This window comes from Agarivorans litoreus (assembly GCF_019649015.1).
Classification (GTDB): domain Bacteria; phylum Pseudomonadota; class Gammaproteobacteria; order Enterobacterales; family Celerinatantimonadaceae; genus Agarivorans; species Agarivorans litoreus.
On the sequence record NZ_BLPI01000001.1, the window covers coordinates 489,798 to 514,950 of the forward strand.

A 25,153-nucleotide genomic window follows, 5' to 3' on the forward strand; every position below is an offset into this window, starting at 1 on the left:
TAACGACTCATTCCATTAAAGCCCTAATACACGAACTAAAGCAGCGAATTTAAGCGTCGCTTAAAACGATTACTTAGGCATTTCCACCAACAAATGCCCTTGTTGTGCTTGGCTTAAATCAACTTCAAAACGCTGTGGTGACCATCCATGCACTTTATCGCGCGCTTCGATATAAACAATGGAACCAACAGCTGGATGTGGCACCTTGCTTAAGCTGCGAGTAAAGGGTTGCTCGTTAACATGGGGGTGTAACAATTCGCGCTCTCCCAAAACCGTGCCATTTACATCCACCACACGCCACATATTGGCATAGTGATCCCAACCTGTATCACTATGCATAAGTGATACATCAACCTTCCAGGTTCGTTGGCCATCTTGAGTAAACTCAGCAGCCACTATTGTGACATCGTTGGCTAAGGCTGAAATGGAGAAAAAGCTAAGCGCTAAGCAACTGGCTAGAAAATTTCGCGAAATGTTAGGTGAGGAAAATGGCATAACATTACCCTATTGGCTGCTAGGAATGTATTTACACCCTAGCAGCAAAGCCAACTATTGCGTAGCTTAGTTTTGAAAGAGTTCTATTAACTGTTGAGCCACTGCTCGGCTTGGTCAGCCTGATCCATATCAAATGCTTAAGCCTAGAATAAGCTTGCCTTCAAGCTCGCTAATGGTTTGCACCCATTGCTTGTCGCACAACACTGCGGCGCGTTTAAACTGGCGGATTACTTTAAACATCTCGGGAATACGCGCAAATTCTAAGGCTAAGGCACTTAATGTGGGTAATGCAAAGTCTTCGATTCGGTAAAGCATTAGCCCCTGCTCTATACCTTGTGCTTTGCTGCTAAGTCCATCTAAGGCTAGTTTCATTTCGTCTGCATCCAGCTTCCCGCCAAATTCAATATCTAAACGGTTGTCAGGCACTTTTGTTAGGTTAAACATGTTGGTGCTCCCGAAGGCAACTTAAGATGATTAACGCCACTGTACGCCAAACCCAATAAACTGATATTGCGCTATATCGTGTTTATAAACGCCTTAATGGCGCATAGGCTCGTTGTTTATTTGTAAAAAATCACCAACCAAATAGTCGCCACATTTTCCGCTGTTTCTGCCACTCGATGCTTTTGATGTGCGGGAATATTTAAGTAATCGCCCTTGCCTAAAACAACACGCTGGCCATTATCAAACTCTATAACTGCCGAACCTTCTATAACACTTACCCATTCATTTTCTTCTTGGTCATACCAACCCTGTTCAGGTGAGGCTTGTCCATAAGAAACAACTCGCTCAACCCTCAATCCATCGGCTTGTAGTAATTCACTAAAATGCTCTTGGCTCTTATCCCTAGGCAGCTTAGCAAATAGATTGTCCATAACTTCTTCCTCCAGCAATCAACACATCTCATTTCCCCCTTACCTACCTAACGCTAGCCAGCTAAAAACGGCTAAGCTAAAGGTATCAATCGCTAAATACCTAGAGGCCTGCTATTGAAGCTTATTAAGATACTTGCCATTTTATTGGGGCTTATTGCTTATCCGACATTAGCAAACCAACAAGCAACAAACATTCAAATAGTAATGCAACCAGCGGTAAGCCAAGCTGATAAAGAAAGCCGTGCGCTTATAAAACGCAGTAATGTAAACCAGCACTTTAGCCAGTTAGTCGCGCAGCTGTTCAACTTTAGACGGGCAGTTACCTTAGAATATGGCATTAACGATGGCCCACTGTACGATCCAGACGCTCATGGTATTTACATTCCTTATGCCTTTGTTGCAGAGACCTTAGCGTTTTTCGCCAATAACAATTACCAAAAACGTTATGGCATAAGCGCAGAAGATGCCGCCATAGACACCCTATTGCACACTCTGTTACATGAATTAGGCCACGCTTACATTACCGACCAGCAAATACCTATACTTGGTAAAGAGGAGGATGCAGCAGACAATTTAGCCACCATTGTATTACTCAACTACGTTGAACTGGGCGACGAAGTAGCAATTAGTGCCGCCGACATGTTTGCGTTTGAATCTGAAGATAAACCCAATTTTTACGAGTTAAGTGAGTATATAAATGAACACAGTTTTGATTTACAACGCTATTTTTCTACCCTGTGTTTAGTGTATGGCTCTAACCCTAAACGCTACCCAAAATTGCTAAACGAGATTGACACCAGCTACTTGGCAGAGCGCCAAGAGTTTTGCATTCACCAGTACCAGCAAACTAACCAAAGCTGGCACACTTACTTAAAACAACCTTAAGTCTGGTTAATCAGCTTAGTACTAAGCACCGCTTCTAATTGGCTAAAATCAAAGCTATCGCCAAAAAGTGGCAGCTAATAGTTTTCTCCAAATACAATGTCTTGCTGAGTGTCCAACCATAGAGGATGTTTAAACATCGCTTTAGAAAAAAGGCGACTTTGCAAATGCAGATTTAGCCAAGCTTGTAAGTGGGTATACGGGCCATTTAAGTAAAGCTGTCGGTTAACCTTGGAAAACTGTCGAATAAACGGCAGTAAAGCGTAATCGAGCAGGCTGGGGTTATCGCCCATTAGAAACCCATGTTTAGTTAGACGTTGCTCCAAGTCTTGCACAAAAGGCTCACACTTTAGCCTGCATGCTTCTAGGTCTTGATGATGGTAGCGTTTTGCGTCTTTATAGCGCTCTAAATCCGGCTTAAATTGCTGATCGTTACGCTCAATAATTTGCAGCATTTCATCTAGCGCATCGCCTTGCGCTGAATACAATAAATCATTAGGGTCGTTACGCCTTAGCGCCCACAGCATAATATCTAGGCTCTCATCAATAACCTGATATTGAGTTGCTTCAGCGTTGGGGGTATCAGCTAAAACCAATACCGGTACCGTTCCTTTTGGCGACAAGGCTAGCATTTGTTCAGGCTTGTTTTTCATCACAATTGGCCGCAAATGCACAGTTTGCCCAGCGAGCAAAAGAGCCAATCGAGCCCTCATCGCATAAGGACAGTTTTGCAGGGAGTACAAGATTGGTAATCCTGTCATCATGGTCATTCACTCCTTTGGCCACGTTTTGGTGTTAACACTGCTAACAAGGCGCTAACAGTGTTAAGTGTGAGCTTACAAACCTTGGCTGTATTGGGCGTTAGTGGCCACAGTCACCATACTGCTAAGCTGTTGTTGCGCTTGTTCATCCCCTTGCAGAAATGCCTCAAACTGAGTGACCAATACCGTTTTGTCTAACTCAGCTTTCGAGCCCGCCCCTATGTTGGTTAGGTCGATAAAAAACTCGTCAAACTGGCCTGCTAAATCATTCACAATATCGAAGTTCAAGAATTGTTCGTGGTTGTAAATGCTTGGGTAGCCGCCCTTTTGTTTGTCGACCGCAAACGACACACCTTTCACATTAGTAATAGTGGTGGCCTTAGTACACTTAAGCATGCAGCCATCTTCAATCGCAGGCTTATTACAGCCTACGGTTTGTTGGAAGAAACACTGGCGGCTAGTCATCATCAAAATAGGGTGATAAATGCTGTAGAGCAATTTGAAGTTATCAGGCTTGGTAATATTTCGAATTTGCATGCGATTAATTTCGTTAGAAATAAACGCACCAGCACAATTAAGCTCTTCTTTTAAAGTAACTAAAGCGTGTGAATTGGTGGTATTTAAGAATGGCCCGGCTATCCACTCAATGCCCATTTGGTAAGCCTTAAAAGCCACACCGGTATTGTTACTTACAATACGAGCTGGGCGAACTTCTTCCAGTAAACGCACCGCTTCTAGGTAATCTTTACCAATTAACACCGCAGGGAACCACGGGATTAATCGCGGATTACGCAAGAAAATATCAATGTACTTATTATTGCCAGTTTTAAAGCTTTCTGGCAGCTTAAAGTAAACATCTGATTCGGTTAAATCACATAGGTGTAAGTCTTTTTCATCTGCAATAAGCAGCGACATGCTCGGTTTACCTTCTGTACGAGGGTGCTTAGGCAAGGCTGGCACCTCTACCGCTGGCACATGAGGCACAGAATTGTTTAAGGCCAATATGGCTTGGTTTTTCAGCTCACTAATTTGCTTTAGCGGCAAACTTAAGTTGGCTGCTAAATCTGAGCAATCAAACTCAGCGTAATCGTAATCTCGGTTAGCGAAGTTTTTAAAACGCTTCTCAAGCAGGGCTTGGTCTAAAGATTGTTTACCGGCTTGGCTAAGCAACTCTTCAGTCGCCAATTGATACACTTTATCGTTATCACCAACAGTGAGAATTAAACGCAAGGGTTGATTTAACTCACCAGAAAACTGAACCTTTAAAGGCTGCTTGGCAATGCTCAAGTACTTAACTTTTTCGGCTAGCTCATCACCAATTTCGTTGCGCTCTGCGTGCAAGCCTTTTCTGGCTTCTTTAATTTCTACCACCGATATAGCGTTATATTTTTGCACCGCATGCTGCACGCTGTTATCACGCGGGTTATCGATAAACATATCCTTGGTAAGGTTGCCCTTCAAAAAGGAGTTGGTGAAATCTCGGTTAAATACTCGGTATAGGTTTGAATCGTCGGCTAGAATTTTTCCGGTCTCAACAAACTTATCGATATGTTTACGCCAGCTATCCACCACGGTGTAAACATAGTGAGCACCTTTAATGCGGCCCTCAATTTTAAGTGAGTCTACTTGTGCATCCACCAGCTCTGGCAAATCAAAATAAGCAGAATTGTCCTTAAGGTTAAGTGGGAAGCGATTACCAGCATTGGTGATTTCGTATTCGTCTCTGCACGCTTGGCTACAACGCCCGCGGTTACCTGAGTTACCCACACTTACCGAGCTAGAGTAACACTGACCAGAAAAGGCGATACACAACGAGCCATGTACAAACACTTCGGTTAATACATCATGTTTATGCGCTAGAGCCGTTAGTGTTTTGATCTCAGCTAAATTTAACTCGCGTGACAGGTTAACCCTAGAAGCACCAAGTTTTGCCAAAAACTCTACCTGCCCTTCATTGTGGGTAGTTAGCTGGGTAGAAGCATGAATATCTAAGCTTGGGAAATGCTTTTTAACCAAGTTAAACATGCCCAAGTCTTGCACAATAATCCCATTAAGGCTGGTATTTACCAGTTTGTTAAGCAACTTAACCATGGCAGGAATTTCTTGTTCAAGAATGACCACGTTTAGGGTTAAAAACACTTCACAATCATACTTATGCGCCAAGCGTAAAATGCCATTCAAATCATCAAAAGAAAGGTTTGAGGCACGGTTACGGGCATTAAAGGTATCTAAACCACAATACACCGCATTGGCACCAGCGATTACCGCCGCCTTTATGGCTTCTACATCACCACCGGGGGCAAGTAATTCAATCTTTCTACTCATGTTTCAAACTCACTTTACTTGGGCTAATAGCCTCATCTTGAATTGCACGGGATTTTAACGGCAACAGAACACTATTGCTACAGTTAACCAACTTCATCTAAACGGCGCTTATTAAACTAAAGCTACTTTGTAGGTAACAATTCAAGAAACAGCTACTAAAAATTTTGGATTAAACAACATGGGCACTAGGCTGTAATTCACCGGTAAGCGCAAAGTGAACTTTTTTGTTTATTTTGAAAATCATACTGGCATCACTAGGCCTTAGCATTGTTAGTGATGTAATGATGAACTTAACTAAAATATCCGGCATACACGGCCATCTAATAACAATCGCCGACGTACTCATTGCCGAAGGTCTTTTGGGAGGTGGCAGCGCAGGATTTAACTTTGCGTCTACTCGATTTGCTGAACTGATGAAGAAGAATTAATCAACGGCAGTTAATTAGTGCTTGCAGCCAATTTTTAGGGTCTGTTGATCTTTGCTGATGGTTTTTGCAGCAATTTATTAGCCATTTAGGCAAGGCAGTGAGTGGTGCAGTTAAGTGTGCTTAATCATCACTCGCTAACGCTGAATAAATGGCTAAGAAATGCTGCCTGAAGGGTTCGGGTAAGCGAACTTTACTCTTTGTTAAGCACTATCTTTTGGTTTAAAAGCAAAGCACCCGTTTAGTTATAACGAGTACTGTGGGTCTATTAGCTATAGTTCTACAGTGCCAATTTGTGGTTTGTCCTCTGCCTCTTCATCAACTTGATTGTCGATTAAAAACTTATAGCTAAGTGACAATACACCCACTTGGATAGTAGCGACTAGCAAAGATATCGCTGTTGAAAATATCGCAAATAGCCAGCTATCCTCAACGGCAATTAAGCTAAGAAGGATGTTACTGCCTGTAGGAAGAAGCCCCATTAGCAGCGCTAAACGCCAACCATTTCCATCACTTAAGCTCCAGGCCCAAGATAGCCCCTTCCCCCTAATGCCAATAGCACTTGCAGGAAGAACCAAAGACCACCGCCCAACAAAATAATACACTGGGAAAGTAATCGCTAATGACACTATTTGAGCGACTAATTGCGGTGAGTTTTCTCCCAAAACCATGCTGCCAACAAGTACGCCACTTATACCAACCACTGGCAAAGATACCAAAGCAACACAAACTATTAGCAGCAAGCTCCAACCTGCAAAGCGGATTTCATTGCCTGTCCAGTTAAGCACCCGCTCTTCGCTAGGCAGGCGCTTGTTAAGAAACAAACGATGAGCCCCAACCAAGGCCTGCAGCGCCGCAGTTATATAAGCAATGCTCAAAAAAGCTATACCAATATTACTAAAGTAGCTGTCGCCAACTTCTAACGAAAGTAACGCAAACAACACTGCAATAAACATAACAAAAAGCAGCGGAGCGCCAATATTGAGAAGATCTCGAAAATAACGAAAAGGCAAAGTTACAGCATCGTATAAAATGGCAGTAACAGGTAACTGTTGGTTCAAAATAAATTCCTTGTTATTGATTCTGCTTCTTCCAACCCTATAGGTTGTACGAGCCAGCCATTAAAAGTGAAAAGCATCACAAATGCCATACTCCAAATTGGTGAATTTTTTTTGCTTTCGTAATATTTAGTGAGCTAAGCACTGTTAATAACCATCGCTTTACCGTATGTTGAAACAAATATGCTACGCAGCGAGATGATTAGTGAAAAAGTATAAACATGAAGCACAGTTGCTTAAAAAAGCCTTACAAATTGGTGAGGTATACGCACTGCAACGTGGTTTTGCCAAGTTTCCACCTGGCATATCAGAGAAAGACAAAGTAGAAGCCTTATACATGTTGCTAGCCGAAGATAAACGGCTAACCCCACTGCCAAAAGATAAAATCACCGGCCCAGAAATGCGCCATAAACTGGTGCTGTGGTTAGCTAACCAACTGCCTAAGGACCACGAACTTTTAGACGGTTAGCGATAAAGATATACATCAAGCAGCACCTAGTGCTGCTTTTTTATTGCCCACTTTACTCAGATATAAGATTTGAACTAATCGCGAATAAATTCCGTAAGACTGTTAAGTTTTAATAAACGAGTCATAAAATGGAATTGTCAGCAGAACACAAATCAAGAATTATCGAAATGGCCTGGGAAGATAGAACGCCCTTTGAAGCAATACAACTACAATTTGGCTTAAGCGAACCTCAGCTCATTCGCCTTATGCGGCACTCGTTAAAGCGCAGCAGCTTTAAGCTCTGGCGGGCCAGAGTCTCAGGGCGTGCAACCAAACACCTAAAACTACGAAGTATTAAAGTTTCGCGCGGTTACTGCCCCACTCAGTACAAACATCGCTAGCGTATTTATCGATTAAGCCAATGCTCTGCAATCTGCTCTCTGGTGGCGTACCAAACACCTTCAAACTGTTGGGTATATTGAATAAACCGTTGTAACGCAGCAAACCTTGCTGGGCGGCCTATTATGCGGCAGTGCAAGCCAATGCTAAGCATTTTAGGCGTAGTTTCACCTTCAAAATACAACACATCAAAGCCATCTTTTAAATATTGGTAAAATTGCTCGCCGCTGTTAAAGCCCTGTGGGGTAGCAAAGCGCATGTCGTTGGTGTCTAAGGTATAGGGCACCATTAACAAGGGTTTGCTGTAGTTGTTGTCCCAATAAGGTAAGTCGTCGGCGTAGCTATCGGCGCAATAGAGAATATCGTCACGCTCGGCAATTAACTTTAAGGTATGCGGGCTGGTGCGGCCGGTATACCAGCCTTTAGGTTTGCTGCCAGTGGTTTGTTGATGAATAGCTATGGCTTGCTCTATATGTTCACGCTCTTGCTGCTCGCTAAAATCTTGATAGTGAATCCATCTTAAACCATGGCTGGCAATTTCCCAGTTGGCATCTAACATAGCTTTTACCGCTTCCGGGTTGCGCTGCAAGGCCATCGCAACAGCAAACACGGTAACTGGAATCCCTTGACTCACAAACAAACGATGCAAGCGCCAAAAACCCGCTCGGCTACCGTACTCGTATATGGATTCCATACTCATGTGGCGATCGGGATACGCCTCTGCCCCAACTATCTCCGATAAAAACTTCTCGGAATGACTATCACCATGTAATACACAGTTTTCGCCCCCCTCTTCATAATTAACCACAAATTGCAGGGCAACTTTGGCTTTGTTTGGCCAGTTGGCTTTAGGCGGGTTTTGGCCGTAACCGACTAGATCTCGAGGGTAGTTTTTGTTGCTCATAGTTATCCTTAGTTCACCAATTGAATAGCTAATTGGTGATGCTGTAATTTTAGTTGTTCTAGCTGGGCGCGGGTTTCATCGGCGTCTTCAATAATCCACTTACCCGCTACCATCAGTTTGCTCACTTGGCTTGCACCACATAAAATCAAAGCGGCTAATGGGTCGTGAGCGCCCGAAAAATTAAGTCCATCTAGCTTATACAAACCAATGTCTGCCTGCTTACCTGGCGCCAAAACGCCAATATCATCACGCCCCAATACCGCGGCGCTGCCTTGTGTTGCCCAATTAAGCACTTGGTGGTGAGTGATTTGATCGGCGCGATAACGCAAGCGCTGCTGCATTAGTGAATGGCGTAACTCTTGAATCATATTAGAGCTATCATTAGAGGCTGAGCCATCTACCGCCATGCCTAGCTTACAACCAGCTTTAGCTAAGTCTAAAGTTGGGCAAATGCCCGATGCCAATACCATGTTAGAGGTTGGGCAATGTGCTATTCCAACTTGTGCAGCACCTAAACGTTGAATTTCAGCTTGGTCAAAGTGAATGCCATGCGCTAACCACGTTTGTGGTCCTAGCCACCCGCAATGCTCCAAATAGTCTACTGGTCGCATGCCTAGCGTTCTCAAACAAAAGTCGTTTTCATCAATGGTTTCACCGAGGTGAGTATGCAGTCGTACACTTTGCTCTTTGGCTAAAGTAGCGGTGTCGCACATTAGCGATTCGGTCACCGAAAAAGGTGAGCATGGCGCAAGCGCCAAATTAAGCATGCTGCCTTCTTCAGCATTGTGATAGCGCTTAATTAAACGCAGGCTATCATCAAGAATTTGCTGCTCAGTTTGCACTACAGAATCTGGCGGCAAGCCGCCGTCTTTTTGTGACAAACTCATACTGCCGCGGGTTAAGGTTGCCCGCACTCCCAAGCGCCCTACTACCTCGGCTTGAATATCTATCGCCTCGCTTAAGGCATGATTAAATACATAGTGATGATCGGCCACCGTTGTCGCGCCGCTCAACATTAGCTCCCAACAAGCAATCTCTGTAGCAACCTCGATGTGCTTAGCAGTAAGGCCAGCCCATACAGGGTAAAGCGTTTGTAACCAAGGAAATAACGGCTGATTAATTGCAGCCGGTAAGCAGCGCGTAAGGGTTTGATAAAAGTGGTGATGAGTATTAATTAAGCCAGGCAGCAACACCATATCACTGGCGTCGAGCTGTTGGTCTACTGCCGTAACCGGCTGCTGCCCTGCTGCAATACATTCAATAATTTGGCTTCCTTGAATCACAATGCCACCGCGTAAATCACGCTCGGCATCGGGGCCGCTGATAGCTCCGCTAAATACGGTTAAAGGATTTTTAATCCAAAGAGTTTGGCTTGATTGTAGAGCTTGATTAGAGAGTGGCGACATTACTTAGTGCTTGTCCTGTTAGCGTAGTAGCTAAAGCATAAGCAAAAATCTGACCAATCACTCAGCTTTTTGCTTTAGCTTTTTAAGCCAATCCCGCGAATAACTATATCAATCACGTTTTGTTCGGCCTTGGCAAAATCTTCTGCACTTAAGGTTTTACCGTTAATCATTCTAATTTCGGTATCAAAGTCGGCGTAAAATTGAGTAGCTCCCCAAATCAAAAACAACAGGTATAAAGGTTCTATAGCTGCAATTTTTTCTTGGTCTACCCAAGCTTGAATCAAGCTACATTTGTTTTTAGTCCAATCTACAACAGGAAATTGCAAGTTGCCCTTTAGGTTAGGAGCACCTTGGATAATTTCCATGGCAAAGATCCGAGAGCTTTTAGGATGGCTACGGCTGTAACGCATTTTAGAGCGAATATAAGCACTAATTGCTTGCTCGGGATCGTCGTTAGCGGTGGTGTTTTCAAAGGCATCGTTCCACATATCTACAATATCTTCGAGCAAGGTTTTGTATAGGCCTTGTTTAGATTTGAAGTAATACAGAATGTTAGCCTTAGGCAACTCGGCTCTGTCGGCAATGGCTTGTAGGGAGGTGCCTTGGTAACCGTGTTTTACAAATTCATTGGTTGCCGCTTTAAGAATAAGCCGTTCATTCTTTTTCCTAATTGCGCCACTTTGCCCTGCCGTAGCTTTAGCCATGCTAACCCACTCTCCTTGTTGAACTTTAATGCCGAAGCTTAATAGCAAAGTATTATTAATGATTAATATGTAAATCACTAGCGCTCAACAAAAAAAAGCGATAAACGCACCATAACGCGACAAAACTTGCCATACTTCGCACCATCAAAGCACAACAAAAAACCAACAATTGCAACTTATTAGCTACAGCACTGAACTTGAACAGTTGGTCAGATTTATGCAATAAGACCAGCCAAGCGGATAGAATGCAAAAACGAATGGACGCAAAATGAAACCAGAGCAAAGCTTGTTGTCTTTATGGCGGGTGACAAAACGTTACCCCGGCGTAATTGCCAACGATAAAGTAAGCCTAGACTTAGCCGAAGGAGAAATCTTAGCGCTACTAGGTGAAAATGGCGCAGGGAAATCAACCCTGGTCAAAATGATCTACGGAGTTATTCAGCCCGACGAAGGCGGCCTACTATGGAAAGGGAAAGAGCAATTAATACGCTCGCCTAACATGGCCAGAGCTATGGGTATTGGCATGGTATTTCAGCATTTCTCGGTATTTGAAACTCTCACCGTGCAAGAGAACATAGCGTTAAGCTTAGATGCTGGTGTAGTTAAAGATGCCGCAGCGCTACGAGCAAAGATCGTTGAGCTAAGCAATGCCTACGAGCTAAAAGTTGAGCCCGACCGTTATGTGCATAACCTAAGCATTGGTGAACGCCAAAGGCTGGAAATTTTGCGTTGCTTAATTCAAGACGTAAAACTGCTGATTTTAGATGAGCCCACCTCTGTACTCACCCCGCAAGAAGTGGCCGGTTTGTTTAAGGTATTGCGCACCTTGGCAAGCCAAGGCTGCAGTATTTTGTTTATTAGCCACAAGCTAAAAGAAGTCACCGAGCTGTGTGATCGCGCAGTTATATTACGTGGCGGTAAAGTGAGTGGAGAATGTATTCCTTCACAAGAAACGCCAGAGTCTATCGCTGGCATGATGGTAGGTAGCGACACCCAACTATCGGAACGCTACCAAAAACGCATTGGCTCAGACGAATTAATGGTAGTGAGTAATTTAAGCGTGCCACCCACCAATCCCTTCGGTACAGGCCTAAATAAGGTGAACTTAAGTCTGCATCGCGGCGAAATTTTGGGTATTGCAGGGGTTGCAGGTAATGGCCAAGAAGATTTACTCGAAGCGCTTAGCGGCGAAGATACTCGAGCTGCCGCCGACAGCATTTTAATCGGTAAACGCAAAGTAGGTAAATTGCATGCTGGCGAGCGCCGCTTGTTAGGCATGAGTTATGTTCCCACCGACCGACTAGGCCAAGGGGCGGTGCCAGAAATGAGTTTGGCCGACAATACCTTGCTTACCAGCGCGCGCAAGGGCTTGGTAAGCAAAGGGCTAATTTTGCCGCACAAAGTGGTGGAGCTCGCCAAAACCATTATTCATCGAAATGACGTTAAATGTCATAACGCCCACGCCCAAGCTAAAAGCTTATCGGGCGGCAACCTACAAAAATTTATTATTGGTAGAGAAGTAGACCAAAATCCAGAAATTTTGATTTGTGCTCACCCCACCTGGGGCGTAGACATTGGCGCAGCTAGCGCAATTCATCGCCAACTGATTGAACTTCGCGATAAAGGTGCTGCTATTTTGGTGGTGTCAGAGGATATTGATGAGCTGTTTATGATCTCCGATCGCATTGCCGCCTTATATGAGGGGCAACTTTCTGAGGCGGTGCATACCGAGCAAACCAATATCGAAGAAATTGGCAAATGGATTGCCGGTGGATTTGTCCATAGCGATAGCGAGCAAGGAGGCCAAGCGTATGCTTAAAACTCAAGCCCGTTTAGAGTCATCAAAGTTGATGTCTTGGCTCTCACCACTCATCGCTATTGTTCTCACCATGTTGGTGTCTAGTGTGATGTTTTGGGCCCTAGATATAAACCCAGCCACCGCCTTTAAAGTGTTTATCATCGACCCGCTTAGTGATGGCTATAACTTAGGCGAGTTAATGGTGAAAACCACTCCGTTACTGCTTTGTGCTACGGGTTTAGCCTTGTGCTACAAAGCCAATATTTGGAATATTGGTGCAGAAGGCCAATTGCTGGTTGGCGCATTGGTGGGCAGCTATTTTGCACTGCAAGCCAATGAGCAAAGTGGCTATCTGTGGTTACTTGTCACCCTCGCAGCAGGGGCATTAGCCGGTATGATTTGGGCGGCCATCCCTACTCTGCTGCATCAGCTATTTCATACCAACCTTATTCTTACCACTATCATGCTCAACTACATTGGCTTGTATTTGCTGCTGTGGGGCGTGCATGGTCCCTTAATTGACCCAGACGGATTTGGTTTCCCAGAGTCAGCCATTTTTGCCGATAGCGTATTGCTACCTACCATTATGGAAGACGGCCGCGCTTCCATTAGTATTCTCTTGGCGGTGGTATTTGCTATTGGCTCTGGGATCATTTTGTATCGCACCTTACCTGGGTTTCAGTTGCGAGTATTTGGCTCCGACCAACCTGCTGCACGTTACGCGGGTTATAGCAGCAAGTTTATTGTTTGGAGCGTAATGCTAAGCGCCGGCGCACTGGCAGGTTTTGCTGGGGTGGCAGAAGTGACAGGCCCAATTGGTCAGCTCATCCCACAAGTCTCTCCAGGTTATGGTTACGCCGCCATTATTGTGGCCTACCTTGGCAGGCTAAATCCCTTTGGCATCATTTTCGCCGCATTCTTCATGGGTACTTTATACATGGGCAGCGATTTAGCCCAAATAGAACTCGGTATGCCCACTGCCATCACTGGTTTATTCCAAGGTGTACTGCTGTTTTTCTTACTCGCTTGTGACTTTCTCATTCATTACAAAATAGTCTGGCAGCCCAGCGCGGGCGTAGCGCAACCCTCTTCATCTAGTGCTAAGCAAGGAGCTGCATAATGGACATGGAACTACTGCAACAAATATTGGTAGCAGCAATTAAAACTGGAACCCCCTTGTTATTAGTAGCGCTAGGCGAGCTAATTTGTGAAAAATCTGGAGTACTCAATTTAGGCCAAGAAGGTATGATGTTAATGGGCGCTATGGCTGGCTTTGCCGGTGCCTACTTTACTGGCAACTTAGCCTTAGGTTTATTGCTAGCGGTAATTGCAGGCATGTTAATGGCGGGCATATTTGGGCTACTCTCGTTAAACCTTAATACCAACCAAGTGGCAACTGGCTTAGCGCTTACTATTTTTGGCACCGGTTTAAGTGCTTTCTTGGGTGCAAGCTTGGTTGGCTCTACCATTAACGGCTTTAAGGCGATTTCAATTCCTTTGTTAAGTAATATTCCAATGCTTGGGGCTTTGCTATTTCAGCATGACATTTTGGTATATGGTAGTTTTGCTTTAGTGGCAATAACTTGGTGGGTTGTGAATAAAACCCGCGCAGGTTTAACCTTGCGCGCCGTGGGCGAAAACCCTTATTCTGCCAATGCTCTTGGCATTAAGGTAATAAAAGTTCGTTATATTGCGGTGCTTTTTGGCGGCGCAATGGCAGGCTTAGCTGGCGCTTATATGTCGCTTTCTTATACCCCAATGTGGATGGAAAACATGACCGCTGGCCGCGGCTGGATTGCGTTATCGTTAGTGGTGTTTGCATCATGGCGTGTAGGTTATTTAATGGTAGGCGCTTACCTGTTTGGCGCAGCCTCTATTTTGCACTTAGTGATGCAAGGCATAGGCTTTACCATATCGCCTAACTTGCTAGCGATGATGCCTTACGTGGCAACTATTGTGGTAATGGTAATGATTAGTGCCAACCCAATTCGCCAGAAACTAGCGGCTCCAATGAGCCTAGCGAAACCCTTTGACGCTCGCCGCCATTAATAAGCAGGCCAATTTATTGAAGCAAATACTTCAAGCTAGCCAGCAAACTAACGTATTATGCTTGCCCGCTAGTTTGGAGTAGTCATGACTTATTCGCTGTACCTTGCTCACATCAACGATACCCACTCGCATTTTGAGCCTACTTTGGTTCATTTTGAAGTGACCATAAACCAAGAGGTTTACCAAGTAGACGCATACTGCGGCGGGTATGCACGATTAGCTACAGCGGTAAAACAACACCACGCCTTGGCAACACAAAATAATCGCTCAAGCCTGTTTTTACACGCTGGCGATAGCTTTCAAGGCAGTTTGTATTTTAGCCAGTTTAAAGGTGAAGCTAACGCTCATTTACTCAATTTGATGTCGGTAGATGCCATGACCATCGGCAATCATGAGTTTGATCTTGGCAATGCTCCGGTGTCTAAATTTGTTGATCAGGTTAACTTCCCCTGCCTTGCCGGCAACATGGATTTAAGCCAGGAAGATCAGCAAAAGCATTTACCTTTAGCTCCCCATAACAATCTGTATTACTACAACAACGAGCTGGCCATTGCTAACTATCTGCTTAAGCCCTTAGGCGACCAGCAATTAGCCATTGTAGGCATCACTCACGACCAGATGCACAACATTGGTTGCCCCGATGCCGACTGCCATTTTTTGAACGCCATCGAAACCACTCAAGCTACGGTTAAGCACTTAAAGCAACAAGGCGTAAATCACATCGTCATACTTAGCCATTTAGGTTATGAAGGCGATATTGCCTTAGCCAAAGCCGTGACTGGCATAAGTGTGATTGTTGGTGGCCACTCACACACATTAACCGGCGAGTTTGGCCATTTAGGGCAAGCTTGTACCGGAAATGAAGGCCAATGGCAGAATGGCTGCTTGGTACTACAAGCTGGCAAACATGCAGAATCTATAGGTTTAAGCTGCTTACACTTTGATAAGAATGGCAAGGTTATTAAGCTTGAAGGCGGAACCCAATTTCTTATCGATGATAACTGGCAAGCCAAACAAAACGGGCAGATAGTTTGCAATGAAACTCGCCGTCTCATTAGCGACTATTTGGCTAGCGCCCCAGGGCTATTAAAGTGCTCTGATGATCAGCAAATCAGCGAGATCATCAATCAACAATATCGTCCAGCGGTTGAACAAATGAAAAGCCAAGTAGTGACCAAACTCAGCCAGCCTTTACGCCATAGTAGAATGCCAAATAAAGAGCTACCCAATGGCAGTGAAATTGCGCCGCTAATTTGCCAAGGATTTTACCAAACCTCTGCTGCCAAGCACCCTACCGATTTTGCCTTGCACAATGCTGGCGGCGTTCGCGTATCGCTAAAAGCAGGCCCTTTGAGTAAAGCAGATATTTGCGGTCGTTTGCTGCCCTTCGAAATAACCTTAATGAGTTATTTAATTAAGGGCGAAGATTTAGCCATGGCCATTGAAGGTGCCATTAACAATGCCACTAACAATGGCTTAATGGGTACTGGCGATGGCAGCTTTCCCTACTTTTACAAACTGCGTTATAGCTACCAAGCCCACAAACCTCTTGGGCAGCGCGTTAGCCACATACAACTTGAAGATGAGCAAGGCTGGCAAGCTTTGCAGCTACAGCGGGTTTATCGTGGAGTGTCTTCTGCCTATACCTTGGCAGGTAAAGAAGGCTACGACGCATTATTAAACAGCTGGGATCATCACGATTTAGAACTTAGCATGAGCGACAGTTTTATTGCTTTTGCCAACAACTGCGAATTGTAGCGACCTAGCAATTAGGTCTACATATCAGTCTTAGTTGTTTTCTGTAGGTAGGCCAACTGCTAAGCATAATTTCCTTACTGGATGGGACGGTAAATTGGCTTGTGTTAAGCAAATGTGAGAGACTAAAGATTCTTTATCTCTAAAAGGAGTCACGTAATCTCACCTAAAAAAATTAGATGGCCTCAGTACTACCACCCCAAACACTCTCAAATACACGTTAAGAATCAAATTGATATACCAGCCACTCCGGAAGAAGTTTGGTCTAGCTTGGTGCACGCCCCAAATTGGCCTAGCTGGAACCACAACTCAACCTCAGTGCACATTCTCGACGGCAAAGGGCACGCTTTATCTAAAGGCGCAAACTTTTACTTAAAAACAAAGCTAGCCACCATTAAAGGCACTGTTGTAGAGTTCATCCCCAACAAACGGCTGGCATGGAAAGGTAAAGTCGGCACTGCAGATATGTATCACGCTTGGATTCTCCAGCCTTCGAACAAAGGGTGTAAAATCATCACAGAAGCCACTCGACGCAATGGTCTCACTTGGCTAAATAAATATATTATGTCAAACAAGATTCATTCACATCATCGTAAGTGGCTAAGATCAATACAAGAACAGATTTGCTAAAATACTTGCCGGTTTGCGCCAATAAATAGTAGCTAACTAAATGGAAGATACATTTAGTTGGCCGTCGATGAAGGGATCAAGGACAAAAAATGATAAGAACCATGAGCCGAGCTGACTTTAAAAACTTTTGGCCTAGCTTTAAAGCAATTATCCAAGCCCAGCAAAGTTACGCTTTTGACCCAGACATGAGCGAACAACAAGCCTTTCAGCTTTGGTGCGAACTACCGCTGAAAAGCTTTGTGTTTGAACACAAGCAGCAAATTCTAGGGACTTATTACATCAAGCCCAATGCCATGGGCCCCAGTAAACATATTTGCAATTGTGGCTACATGGTAAGCGAGGCGGCACGTGGCAAAGGTATTGCGCGTAAACTGTGTGAACATTCCCAAGGTATTGCATTAGAACTCGGTTTTAAAGCTATGCAGTTTAACTCAGTAGTATCTAGCAATACCGCAGCAATTTCGCTATGGCACAAGCTCGGCTTTGCGACTATCGGCACCATTCCAAAGGCCTACTTACACCCCAAACTTGGCTATGTAGACAGCTTAATCATGTATAAACAACTTAGCGACTAAGCGTTACTATTCTTAAACAAGTTGCTGGTTTAATCGTTTTTTGTTCCTTCTCTTCTGGTAACTCAACGTTGCACTTAAACAAGCAATTATTAACAAAATCTAAAAACTGTTTCTCACTAACCGCCGTTGTAGTTGCTAGATTCAACACCTACTATTTGAAGCAGCTTAAGGCATTCGCTTTTAGGCTTTCAATTTTAAGATAGGTATCAAGCACATGAGCAAAACCATTTTAATTACCGGTGCAACCGACGGCATTGGTTTAGTTACCGCCAAGCAATTGCTAGAGCAGGGTCATAAGGTGCTGCTTCATGGCCGCAACCCAGCCAAACTCGAGTCTGTTAAAAATCAATTAAGCGTGAATGGCGCGCAAGTAGATACCTTTGTAGCCGACCTATCCAAGCTTGAGCAAGTTGATGAGCTAGCCAAACAAGTAGCAAGCAAGTACAGCAGTTTAGATGTAGTGATTAACAATGCCGGAGTATTTAACATCCCCGAACCGCGCAATGCTCAAGGGCAAGATTTACGCTTTATAGTAAACACCCTCGCCCCATACAAGCTCACCAAAGCGCTACTGCCTTTAATGGGTAAAAGTGGCCGTGTTGTGAACCTATCGTCTGCAGCCCAAGCCACGGTAGATTTAGACGCGCTAAAAGGTAACCGCCAGCTTAGTGACAACTCTGCTTATGCGCAAAGCAAGCTGGCACTAACCATGTGGTCTCGCGAGTTGGGCTTAGCGCTCAAAGACAGTGGCCCAATCGTAGTATCGGTTAACCCTAAATCGCTACTTGGCAGAAAAATGGTGAAAGACGCCTACGGTATTGCTGGCGGCGATTTAAGCATTGGTGCAGATATACTCGTAAGAGCCAGCTTATCAGAAGAATTTAATGATGCTGCAGGCCTATATTTTGATAACGACATCGGCCAATTTGCCTCACCCCACCCCGATGCATTAAACGCCCAAAAATCCGGGCAAGTTGTTGAGTTGATAGAAGCGCTCATCTAATAGCTTAAGCGCTTCTAAACGTTACTAACACAGTGGCGTTTTACTTTTCAGTGTTTCGGTTTTATTAATTACTAGCGGCGTAACTGGTAACAAAAACATTTCGCGATTTGACGCAACAGCAACTCGTTGTCAGGTATTGCGTAGTTAGCCTCGGGCATAATTAATCGTTGATTTAGCAGAACACAAGGCTCATCGTTCGTACTTAAAGACGCCAGCTTAGAAACTTTGCTATAAGTACATAATAACGCATTACTAAACATACTAATTAACACAAATATAGCCATTAGTGCGCTAACTTAGCCATAGTGTTTCTAAAACGACAAGAGAGTTAAGCATGTCTACCCAAGCCATTCTGTTCGATATTAATGAGACTGTGCTCGACTTAAGTGCCTTAAGGCCAAAGTTTCGCCACTACATGGGAAGTGAAAGCCATACAGATACGTGGTTCGCTATGCTCCTTCATTCCTCTAACGTGTGCTTAGTAACAGGCATAAATACTAACTTTAGGGAGTTGGCGCTGGCGGCTTTGCAATCAATTGCAGCACGTTTAGGTAAAAATCTCTCACACGAAAACTACCTTGATATTTTGAGTACATTTACCAGCTTACCCGCTCACAGCGACATAAAACCTGCGCTAACCATACTACGCAAGGCTGGATTTAAGCTTGCCGCTTTTTCAAACTCATCGTCAGAATTGCTTAAGTCTCAACTTAGCCACTCTGGCTTGTTGGCTCATTTCGATGATGTCATTTCAGTAGAAAGTGCTAATACCTTCAAACCATCAATAACCGCTTATAATTATGCAGTAGAACGGCTGGCTCTTCCTCCGAACAATATCCGTTTGGTTGCCACTCACGATTGGGATACCCATGGAGCATTAAGTGCTGGCTTAAAAGCAGCCTATATCAATAGACTAAATGTCCCTTACAATCCACATTATGTAAAGCCTGATATCGCTGCTGGTAACATGCACGATATCACTAAACAAATCATTGAAAGGTGAAGACAAAAGCACCAATTAATCCACTTAATTTAGCTGAGGAAAAAGTAATTGCAGCAATACTTGGTTCACTAAGCATTTTTTTATTTCAGCTACTTATGAGACTAACTGTGTTAACCAGTAAATGGACCTAGATGTCGCCAATTCACTACGACACCAATAGCAATGGGTTCTTTGTTGTTTGGTTTTGTGTCCGCAATCTAAACAGGAATGAATGGCCGGCTTGGTTACTTTGCCATCCCTCACTCCATCTTGTTTAAAAGGTCAGTCTCAGATAGGCCTACCTGTTTCGACAATCACTCCGACATTGCTTAATTCGCTAGCCTAAGGTGTTGATTCACTCTTCCAAAAACTCGATACTTCTTGAGTTGTTATTCGCTCGAAACCGAGTTCTGTGTGCCTTTAGCAGCATTCCTATCAATTTGACCAGCCTGAAACAAATCCCAAATAAAACCAAGCATACTAACTTCCGGTATTGCAAAACTATTTATCTAGTTATTCCAAACCTAGAACTAAAAGCTATCACTTTGTATATCTATAACCAACGATAAAAGCGCCCTAAGCAATCTTTGTCTACTCAAGACTAAGCAAATACTGGTGCGTCAAAATCTTCTGCTTCGTCGCTGTATACACAAACATTTGAATCTTCTACTAAGCCTGTTTCTGCAACACAATGGGTTTGAAAAAACTCACTAATTTCTTTGCGTTGGCAGTGTGCTTCAAAGCTTTCTTTATCCGCCCAAATCTCTTGAAAGGCGATGGGATAACCAGTGCCCTGAGCAAAGGGGTTGTCAATTTGGCGTGTAACCGTGTATTGAATACAGCCATCTTCGCGCAAGGTGTTTGGCTCTAACGCTTGCAATACTTTAAACAGCTCGTTTTGCTTACCAGCTTTAGGTTTAAACATGGCAATACAATAGATCTTTTTAGACATTAGGCTTCCTTAATAAAGCGGCGAGCTGAGCTCGCCATTCTTAAAAAGATCAATAATAAGCCTTTGTGCGGGCAAACGCTGCAACTAATTGGCTATTAGCAAGCTCTATAGCGCTGGGTTTGCATCGCCAATAAGCGTTTGTAGGCTAACTCTTGACGCAGAGCTGGCGAGCCTTCGCACCAATTATATTCCAGCGGCTCCCAAAGTGGATCTTTAGGTGATAAACCCAAAGCCTCAATATAACTTGCCTTGGCCACTACATATTGGCTTTTGTAGGGGAGGATCACCCCACCCTGCTTGGCTTGCAGAGCCAGAGCCTCTGGATAATTGGCGCACCAATGATTAAGCAAGGCCATACAAGCAGGCGAGTACCAAAACTTGCCGCTATCTTGTTGCATGGTTTGCTTGTGCTGACACGACAATACACTTTGGGCGTGTTGCCAGTCTTTAAAGCCCGCTTCTCGCGCTACATACAACAAGGCATGTTTTAGTTGTGGTGATTTGTCTTTAGCTAAACTTGCCAATGGGGAATCGGCAGTATGGCGCTGTTTAAGCAAAATTTTACTGCGAATTTTAAGTTCTTCAACGGCAGATAACATCTCTATGCTCCTAAATACTTAAGTTGTTCCCCGCAAAACAATATTCAGAATGACATACAGTGTCGTAATGATGTGTAACTAAGCATGTGCTTACACACTTGGTATTTAGGGTGAGTTCCTCTTGGCGGGCAGGCGCCCCTTAGCACCTGCCAACATTCTGCCAAAGCTATTTTGATTATACAAGTAAACTCTAAAGGCCATTAATTCTATGATTGTTGAGCACTTGGTTTGAATTGAGCCGCTGCTGAAGATTGCTGCTCAGGTAATAGTAAACTGAGTATGATTGCCACTAAACCACCTGAGGTAACAGCTGAACCAAAGATGTTTTGAACCAGTTTAGGCGCGTGTTGTAATAGGTCGGGTACCATTGTCACGCCTAAACCTACGCCAAAAGAAACGGCCATAATCAGCAATTTACGTCGACAAAGTGTTTCGCTAGCAATAATTTTAATTCCCGCTGCCGCCACTGTACCAAACATTACCAAGGTGGCTCCGCCTAACACTGGTTTAGGAATTTGCTGTAAAACAGCGCCCAAAATAGGGAACAATCCCAACACCACCAGTATTAACGCAATGTAATAACCGATGTACCGACTAGCTACGCCGGTTAGTTGAATCACTCCATTATTTTGGCTAAAAGTGGTGTTTGGAAAAGTGTTAAAAACAGCGGCAATTAAGGAGTTAACGCCATCGGCTAGCACTCCGCCACGTACTCGTTTTAAGTAGCGGTCTCCTTTAATCTCTTGCTGCGAGATAGCGCAGTTAGCGGTAATATCGCCCGCCGATTCTATTGCCGTAATAAAGTAGATAAGCGCAATAGGAAGAAAGGCCACCCAGTCAAAACTAAAACCATATTTAAAAGGAATAGGAATACTCACCCAAGGTTGCGAGCCTAGCGAAGAAAAGTCTACTTTCCCCATAAATAGCGCGATTAACATACCAGCGAGCAAGCCAATAACAATTGATGAGAGGCGCAGCCAAGGATTTGCCGAACGGTTTAAAGCAATAATAATTGCCAACACAGTGAAGCCTAAGCCTAGGTTTTGTAAGCTACCAAAATCGGCAGCTTTAAAGCCCCCCGCCAAATCGGTCATGCCTACTTTTATCAGCGAAATACCAATAATAGTAATCACTATTCCGGTCACCAATGGAGTGATGATTTTCTTCATCTTAACCAGCATTTGCGATAAGAAAATCTCAATAAAAGCGCCTAAAAAGCAAATACCAAATATTAACGACAATATTTCTTCGGGACCGCCGCCTTGGCTTTTAGCAATAAAGCCTGCCGCCAATATAGAGCCTAAGAAAGCGAAACTGGTACCTTGCACACAAATCATGCCTGCGCCAACAGGGCCCAATTTTTTGGCCTGAATGAAGGTACCTACACCTGATACGATGAGCGCCATACTAATTAGGTAGGGAATATGCGCGCCTAAGCCTAATACGCCGCCAATAATCAAAGTTGGCGTTATCACACCAACAAAACATGCCAATACATGTTGTAGCCCAGCGAAAAAAGCTTCTGCTACTGGAGGCCTCTCGTCTAGGTGGTACAACAGCTCTTTTGGTATCGCTTTTTCCTTATTAGCGTTCATGCTTTGCTCCCTATTATTAAGCTAAATCACAAGCAGATATTTGACCACTAGGTCAGCTTAATAACGCAAGTAACTTGCCAACTAGCATCACCTCCTCTAGTAAAACTTGGGTAACGCCCACTAATCACCACTTAGTAAGTAACATGCAATACACATATTCCTTACATCTACATTAAGAGCCATAGGCTAAGCTAACTACACACGCTTAGCTTTGGTGCGTAGCGTTGATAAGTTGCACCAAAAAACGCCATAAATAAGCATAAGGCTGCTAACAATTAAGACATCTATTTACAACAAAACTTGTATTCACTGTGTTCTTTGACTTAAATCAAAAAACATGACCAAGTGGCCAGCTTTTTGCTACCACTAATCAAAACCCGAAACACCGAACAATTGAAACGGAGTTCTTAATGAAACTAAATAAATGGATAAGTGCTGCAGCCTTTGCTGTAACCAGCTTGATAACACCAGCCAGCATGGCCGCCGACGAGCCACTAAAAGTAGGCTTTGTATATGTAGGACCAGTGGGTGACCACGGTTGGAGTTATGAGCACGACCAAGGCCGGATTGAAATGGAACAGCACTTTGGCGGTAAAGTAAGTACCACCTTTGTTGAGAATGTTCCCGAGGGCGCCGATGCAGAGCGAGTGATTACCCAATTGGCTAAATCGGGTCACGACGTCATTTTCACTACATCCTTTGGTTTTATGAACCCAACTATCAAAGCCGCTAAACGTTTTCCTAAAGTTACCTTTGAACACGCTACCGGCTACAAACGCAGCAAAAACGTGTCTACTTATGTATTACGTACCTACGAGGGCCGCTATGTGTCTGGCGTAGCCGCTGGCATGACGACCAAAACCAATGTGATTGGTTACATTGCCTCGTTCCCTATTCCGGAGGTGATCCGTGACATTAACTCGGTGTACTTAGGCGCGAAAAGCGTAAACCCAGACGTGCAAATTAAGATTGTATGGGTAAATACGTGGTACGACCCAGGTAAAGAAGCAGACGCAGCCAACGCCTTAATGGACCAAGGTGTCGACATTATTTTGCAACACACCGACAGCCCTGCCCCACTTATTGCTGCCGAGAAGCGCGGCGTAATGGGCATTGGTCAAGCATCAGATATGAGCCAATTTGCTCCTACTGCTCACATGTTCTCGGTTCGAGATGTATGGGCACCCCACTACATTCGCACCGTAGAAGAAGTAATAGCGGGTTCTTGGAAGCCAGAAGATTACTGGGGTGGTTTTGCAGAAGACATTCTACAAATTGTTTCAGTTAACCCAGCCTTACCCGACGACGTAAAAACCGCCATTAGCGAAACCGAAGCCAAGATAAAATCAGGTGAATTTCATCCCTTTACTGGCCCTATGAAAGATAACAGCGGCAAAGAGGTGATCCCAGCGGGTAAAACACTTAACGACCAAGAGCTAGCTGGCGTGATGTGGTACGTAGAAGGCATCGACGCTACGATTCCTAAGTAAACCTAGACCCTAAGTCCTAAATAAGTGCCCAGCTAAGCTGGGCCTTTACTGCGAGAATGAGATGAATTTAGCCCTACCCATTATTGATATTTCTACGCTAGATAATAGCGATAGTCAGCACTGGCAAGAAACCATTCAAGCCATTGATTCTGCCTGTCGTGACAAGGGCTTTTTTTATGTGACCGGTCATGGCATTCCTGGCGAACAATTTGCTGCTATGCAAGCCATGGCTGCTAAGTTCTTTGCTCTTAGTGAACAAGAAAAACAAAAGATCAATATTCAGCACTCGGCCAACCATAGAGGTTGGGGACAAGTAAGCGCCGAGCAACTAGACCCAAGCGGCCCTAAAGACTGCAAAGAGACCTTTGATATGGCTTTAGATCTTAGCCCTTATCATCCACAAGTTGCGCGTTACCCACAGTTGTACGGACCAAACCAGTACCCAAATCTTGACGGCTTTATCCAACTTTTGCAGCAGCATTACGAACTCACTTTGCAAGTTGGCCTCAAAATACTTAAAGCCATGGCTTTAGCCTTGGGCCAAAGCGAAGACTTTTTTAGCAAGCATTTTAGCTGCCCGATTAGTGTGCTGCGCTTAATTCATTATCCACCTCAGCAACAAAATGATAACGGCGCTGGCGCACACACAGACTATGGCTGCATTACCTTGCTTTATCAGGATCAAACCGGTGGTCTACAGGTACAAGATCGCAACCAACAGTGGCTAGATGCTCCTCCAGTGGAGAATAGCTTTGTGGTAAATATTGGCGATTTAATGCAGCGCTGGACCAATGGACATTACAAGTCTACGCCGCATAGAGTACTTAGTCCAAAACAGCAAACTACTCGCTTTTCAATGCCATTTTTTGTAGAGCCAGACTTTGATACTCCAGTGAATACTCTCGCGAGCTGTTTAGCTCCTGGGGAACAAAGTCAGTATCCCGAAATAACGGCTGGTGAATGGATACTATCGCGCTTTGCCGATACTTACGCTTATAGAAACGACCAGCAAGAATAAAAAATTTGACCAAAAAGCTGACCAA

26 protein-coding genes are annotated in these 25,153 nt (G+C 44.2%); 14 read left to right on the forward strand and 12 right to left on the reverse strand.

Annotated features, from left to right (window positions below; all coding sequences use genetic code 11):
• Positions 1-69: 69 nt before the first annotated feature.
• From K5L93_RS02200 to K5L93_RS02210, 3 genes are all read right to left on the reverse strand, one after another.
• Positions 70-495: a hypothetical protein gene (locus K5L93_RS02200; RefSeq protein ID WP_220718289.1), complete on the reverse strand. Its 426-nt coding sequence runs from the start codon at positions 493-495 to the stop codon at positions 70-72.
• Between the two features lie 129 nt (positions 496-624).
• Complete coding sequence (locus tag K5L93_RS02205) at positions 625-939, reverse strand: SpoIIAA family protein (protein ID WP_220718290.1); 315 nt, start codon at positions 937-939, stop codon at positions 625-627.
• A gap of 116 nt (positions 940-1,055) precedes the next feature.
• Positions 1,056-1,370 carry a cupin domain-containing protein gene (locus tag K5L93_RS02210; RefSeq protein WP_220718291.1) on the reverse strand — a complete coding sequence of 105 codons (315 nt, stop codon included), beginning with the start codon at positions 1,368-1,370 and terminating at the stop codon, positions 1,056-1,058.
• Positions 1,371-1,484: 114 nt separating this feature from the next.
• Between K5L93_RS02210 and K5L93_RS02215 the strand changes: the two genes are divergently transcribed.
• On the forward strand, positions 1,485-2,255 hold the full coding sequence (locus tag K5L93_RS02215) for a DUF4344 domain-containing metallopeptidase (protein ID WP_246614964.1): 771 nt from the start codon (positions 1,485-1,487) through the stop codon (positions 2,253-2,255).
• 74 nt (positions 2,256-2,329) lie between these two features.
• On the opposite strand, the gene K5L93_RS02220 is transcribed toward K5L93_RS02215, so the two are convergent.
• Entirely contained in the window at positions 2,330-3,013 is a 684-nt protein-coding gene (locus K5L93_RS02220; protein WP_220721421.1) for a glutathione S-transferase, read from the reverse strand.
• A gap of 75 nt (positions 3,014-3,088) precedes the next feature.
• Positions 3,089-5,338 carry a peptidase U32 family protein gene (locus K5L93_RS02225; protein WP_220718292.1) on the reverse strand — a complete coding sequence of 750 codons (2,250 nt, stop codon included), beginning with the start codon at positions 5,336-5,338 and terminating at the stop codon, positions 3,089-3,091.
• 224 nt (positions 5,339-5,562) lie between these two features.
• Between K5L93_RS02225 and K5L93_RS02230 the strand changes: the two genes are divergently transcribed.
• Complete coding sequence (locus K5L93_RS02230; protein ID WP_220718293.1) at positions 5,563-5,766, forward strand: hypothetical protein; 204 nt, start codon at positions 5,563-5,565, stop codon at positions 5,764-5,766.
• 269 nt (positions 5,767-6,035) lie between these two features.
• Here K5L93_RS02230 and K5L93_RS02235 read toward each other — a convergent pair whose 3' ends face one another.
• Entirely contained in the window at positions 6,036-6,824 is a 789-nt protein-coding gene (locus K5L93_RS02235) for a hypothetical protein (RefSeq protein ID WP_220718294.1), read from the reverse strand.
• Positions 6,825-7,026: 202 nt separating this feature from the next.
• Between K5L93_RS02235 and K5L93_RS02240 the strand changes: the two genes are divergently transcribed.
• The gene (locus K5L93_RS02240; RefSeq protein ID WP_016400603.1) at positions 7,027-7,290 is read left to right on the forward strand and encodes a DUF5062 family protein; all 264 of its coding nucleotides are present in this window, start codon (positions 7,027-7,029) and stop codon (positions 7,288-7,290) included.
• A 128-nt stretch (positions 7,291-7,418) separates the two neighbouring features.
• The gene (locus tag K5L93_RS02245) at positions 7,419-7,670 is read left to right on the forward strand and encodes a TIGR03643 family protein (protein ID WP_220718295.1); all 252 of its coding nucleotides are present in this window, start codon (positions 7,419-7,421) and stop codon (positions 7,668-7,670) included.
• Positions 7,671-7,675: 5 nt separating this feature from the next.
• On the opposite strand, the gene puuE is transcribed toward K5L93_RS02245, so the two are convergent.
• The 3 genes from puuE to K5L93_RS02260 all read right to left on the reverse strand — a co-directional run bounded on the left by puuE (position 7,676) and on the right by K5L93_RS02260 (position 10,682).
• A complete protein-coding gene (gene puuE, locus K5L93_RS02250) occupies positions 7,676-8,572 on the reverse strand; it encodes an allantoinase PuuE (RefSeq protein WP_220718296.1) in 897 nt (298 codons plus the stop codon).
• An 8-nt stretch (positions 8,573-8,580) separates the two neighbouring features.
• Positions 8,581-9,978: an 8-oxoguanine deaminase gene (locus tag K5L93_RS02255; protein ID WP_220718297.1), complete on the reverse strand. Its 1,398-nt coding sequence runs from the start codon at positions 9,976-9,978 to the stop codon at positions 8,581-8,583.
• A 74-nt stretch (positions 9,979-10,052) separates the two neighbouring features.
• Complete coding sequence (locus K5L93_RS02260; RefSeq protein ID WP_220718298.1) at positions 10,053-10,682, reverse strand: TetR/AcrR family transcriptional regulator; 630 nt, start codon at positions 10,680-10,682, stop codon at positions 10,053-10,055.
• Positions 10,683-10,950: 268 nt separating this feature from the next.
• Here K5L93_RS02260 and K5L93_RS02265 point away from each other — a divergent pair, with 268 nt between their 5' ends.
• The 8 genes from K5L93_RS02265 to K5L93_RS02300 all read left to right on the forward strand — a co-directional run bounded on the left by K5L93_RS02265 (position 10,951) and on the right by K5L93_RS02300 (position 19,495).
• Positions 10,951-12,501 carry an ABC transporter ATP-binding protein gene (locus tag K5L93_RS02265; protein ID WP_220718299.1) on the forward strand — a complete coding sequence of 517 codons (1,551 nt, stop codon included), beginning with the start codon at positions 10,951-10,953 and terminating at the stop codon, positions 12,499-12,501.
• A complete protein-coding gene (locus tag K5L93_RS02270; protein WP_220718300.1) occupies positions 12,494-13,600 on the forward strand; it encodes an ABC transporter permease in 1,107 nt (368 codons plus the stop codon). The genes K5L93_RS02265 and K5L93_RS02270 overlap by 8 nt, the downstream gene beginning before the upstream one ends.
• Positions 13,600-14,529: an ABC transporter permease gene (locus K5L93_RS02275; RefSeq protein WP_220718301.1), complete on the forward strand. Its 930-nt coding sequence runs from the start codon at positions 13,600-13,602 to the stop codon at positions 14,527-14,529. The genes K5L93_RS02270 and K5L93_RS02275 overlap by 1 nt, the downstream gene beginning before the upstream one ends.
• A gap of 84 nt (positions 14,530-14,613) precedes the next feature.
• Complete coding sequence (locus K5L93_RS02280) at positions 14,614-16,287, forward strand: bifunctional metallophosphatase/5'-nucleotidase (RefSeq protein ID WP_220718302.1); 1,674 nt, start codon at positions 14,614-14,616, stop codon at positions 16,285-16,287.
• A 210-nt stretch (positions 16,288-16,497) separates the two neighbouring features.
• Complete coding sequence (locus K5L93_RS02285) at positions 16,498-16,914, forward strand: SRPBCC domain-containing protein (RefSeq protein WP_281422599.1); 417 nt, start codon at positions 16,498-16,500, stop codon at positions 16,912-16,914.
• A gap of 89 nt (positions 16,915-17,003) precedes the next feature.
• Positions 17,004-17,489: a GNAT family N-acetyltransferase gene (locus tag K5L93_RS02290; protein ID WP_220718303.1), complete on the forward strand. Its 486-nt coding sequence runs from the start codon at positions 17,004-17,006 to the stop codon at positions 17,487-17,489.
• Between the two features lie 214 nt (positions 17,490-17,703).
• Positions 17,704-18,492 carry an SDR family NAD(P)-dependent oxidoreductase gene (locus tag K5L93_RS02295; protein ID WP_220718304.1) on the forward strand — a complete coding sequence of 263 codons (789 nt, stop codon included), beginning with the start codon at positions 17,704-17,706 and terminating at the stop codon, positions 18,490-18,492.
• A gap of 334 nt (positions 18,493-18,826) precedes the next feature.
• The gene (locus K5L93_RS02300) at positions 18,827-19,495 is read left to right on the forward strand and encodes a haloacid dehalogenase type II (protein WP_220718305.1); all 669 of its coding nucleotides are present in this window, start codon (positions 18,827-18,829) and stop codon (positions 19,493-19,495) included.
• Positions 19,496-20,075: 580 nt separating this feature from the next.
• Here K5L93_RS02300 and K5L93_RS02305 read toward each other — a convergent pair.
• The 3 genes from K5L93_RS02305 to K5L93_RS02315 form a co-directional block, all read right to left on the reverse strand.
• Positions 20,076-20,426: a putative quinol monooxygenase gene (locus tag K5L93_RS02305; protein ID WP_016400621.1), complete on the reverse strand. Its 351-nt coding sequence runs from the start codon at positions 20,424-20,426 to the stop codon at positions 20,076-20,078.
• Positions 20,427-20,521: 95 nt separating this feature from the next.
• Positions 20,522-21,025: a hypothetical protein gene (locus tag K5L93_RS02310; protein ID WP_220718306.1), complete on the reverse strand. Its 504-nt coding sequence runs from the start codon at positions 21,023-21,025 to the stop codon at positions 20,522-20,524.
• Between the two features lie 206 nt (positions 21,026-21,231).
• On the reverse strand, positions 21,232-22,620 hold the full coding sequence (locus K5L93_RS02315) for a uracil-xanthine permease family protein (protein WP_220718307.1): 1,389 nt from the start codon (positions 22,618-22,620) through the stop codon (positions 21,232-21,234).
• A 410-nt stretch (positions 22,621-23,030) separates the two neighbouring features.
• Here K5L93_RS02315 and K5L93_RS02320 point away from each other — a divergent pair, with 410 nt between their 5' ends.
• Together K5L93_RS02320 and K5L93_RS02325 are read left to right on the forward strand one after the other, a co-directional pair.
• Positions 23,031-24,110: a BMP family ABC transporter substrate-binding protein gene (locus K5L93_RS02320; RefSeq protein ID WP_220718308.1), complete on the forward strand. Its 1,080-nt coding sequence runs from the start codon at positions 23,031-23,033 to the stop codon at positions 24,108-24,110.
• Positions 24,111-24,171: 61 nt separating this feature from the next.
• A complete protein-coding gene (locus tag K5L93_RS02325; protein ID WP_220718309.1) occupies positions 24,172-25,128 on the forward strand; it encodes an isopenicillin N synthase family dioxygenase in 957 nt (318 codons plus the stop codon).
• Positions 25,129-25,153: the final 25 nt, after the last annotated feature.

Coding starts and splice junctions, on each gene's coding strand:
- K5L93_RS02200 (WP_220718289.1), bottom strand. CDS start 495: ATGCCATTTTCCTCACCTAACATTTCGCGAAATTTTCTAGCCAGTTGC.
- K5L93_RS02205 (WP_220718290.1), bottom strand. CDS start 939: ATGTTTAACCTAACAAAAGTGCCTGACAACCGTTTAGATATTGAATTT.
- K5L93_RS02210 (WP_220718291.1), bottom strand. CDS start 1,370: ATGGACAATCTATTTGCTAAGCTGCCTAGGGATAAGAGCCAAGAGCAT.
- K5L93_RS02220 (WP_220721421.1), bottom strand. CDS start 3,013: ATGACAGGATTACCAATCTTGTACTCCCTGCAAAACTGTCCTTATGCG.
- K5L93_RS02225 (WP_220718292.1), bottom strand. CDS start 5,338: ATGAGTAGAAAGATTGAATTACTTGCCCCCGGTGGTGATGTAGAAGCC.
- K5L93_RS02245 (WP_220718295.1), top strand. CDS start 7,419: ATGGAATTGTCAGCAGAACACAAATCAAGAATTATCGAAATGGCCTGG.
- puuE (WP_220718296.1), bottom strand. CDS start 8,572: ATGAGCAACAAAAACTACCCTCGAGATCTAGTCGGTTACGGCCAAAAC.
- K5L93_RS02255 (WP_220718297.1), bottom strand. CDS start 9,978: ATGTCGCCACTCTCTAATCAAGCTCTACAATCAAGCCAAACTCTTTGG.
- K5L93_RS02260 (WP_220718298.1), bottom strand. CDS start 10,682: ATGGCTAAAGCTACGGCAGGGCAAAGTGGCGCAATTAGGAAAAAGAAT.
- K5L93_RS02265 (WP_220718299.1), top strand. CDS start 10,951: ATGAAACCAGAGCAAAGCTTGTTGTCTTTATGGCGGGTGACAAAACGT.
- K5L93_RS02270 (WP_220718300.1), top strand. CDS start 12,494: ATGCTTAAAACTCAAGCCCGTTTAGAGTCATCAAAGTTGATGTCTTGG.
- K5L93_RS02275 (WP_220718301.1), top strand. CDS start 13,600: ATGGACATGGAACTACTGCAACAAATATTGGTAGCAGCAATTAAAACT.
- K5L93_RS02280 (WP_220718302.1), top strand. CDS start 14,614: ATGACTTATTCGCTGTACCTTGCTCACATCAACGATACCCACTCGCAT.
- K5L93_RS02290 (WP_220718303.1), top strand. CDS start 17,004: ATGATAAGAACCATGAGCCGAGCTGACTTTAAAAACTTTTGGCCTAGC.
- K5L93_RS02295 (WP_220718304.1), top strand. CDS start 17,704: ATGAGCAAAACCATTTTAATTACCGGTGCAACCGACGGCATTGGTTTA.
- K5L93_RS02300 (WP_220718305.1), top strand. CDS start 18,827: ATGTCTACCCAAGCCATTCTGTTCGATATTAATGAGACTGTGCTCGAC.
- K5L93_RS02305 (WP_016400621.1), bottom strand. CDS start 20,426: ATGTCTAAAAAGATCTATTGTATTGCCATGTTTAAACCTAAAGCTGGT.
- K5L93_RS02310 (WP_220718306.1), bottom strand. CDS start 21,025: ATGTTATCTGCCGTTGAAGAACTTAAAATTCGCAGTAAAATTTTGCTT.
- K5L93_RS02315 (WP_220718307.1), bottom strand. CDS start 22,620: ATGAACGCTAATAAGGAAAAAGCGATACCAAAAGAGCTGTTGTACCAC.
- K5L93_RS02320 (WP_220718308.1), top strand. CDS start 23,031: ATGAAACTAAATAAATGGATAAGTGCTGCAGCCTTTGCTGTAACCAGC.
- K5L93_RS02325 (WP_220718309.1), top strand. CDS start 24,172: ATGAATTTAGCCCTACCCATTATTGATATTTCTACGCTAGATAATAGC.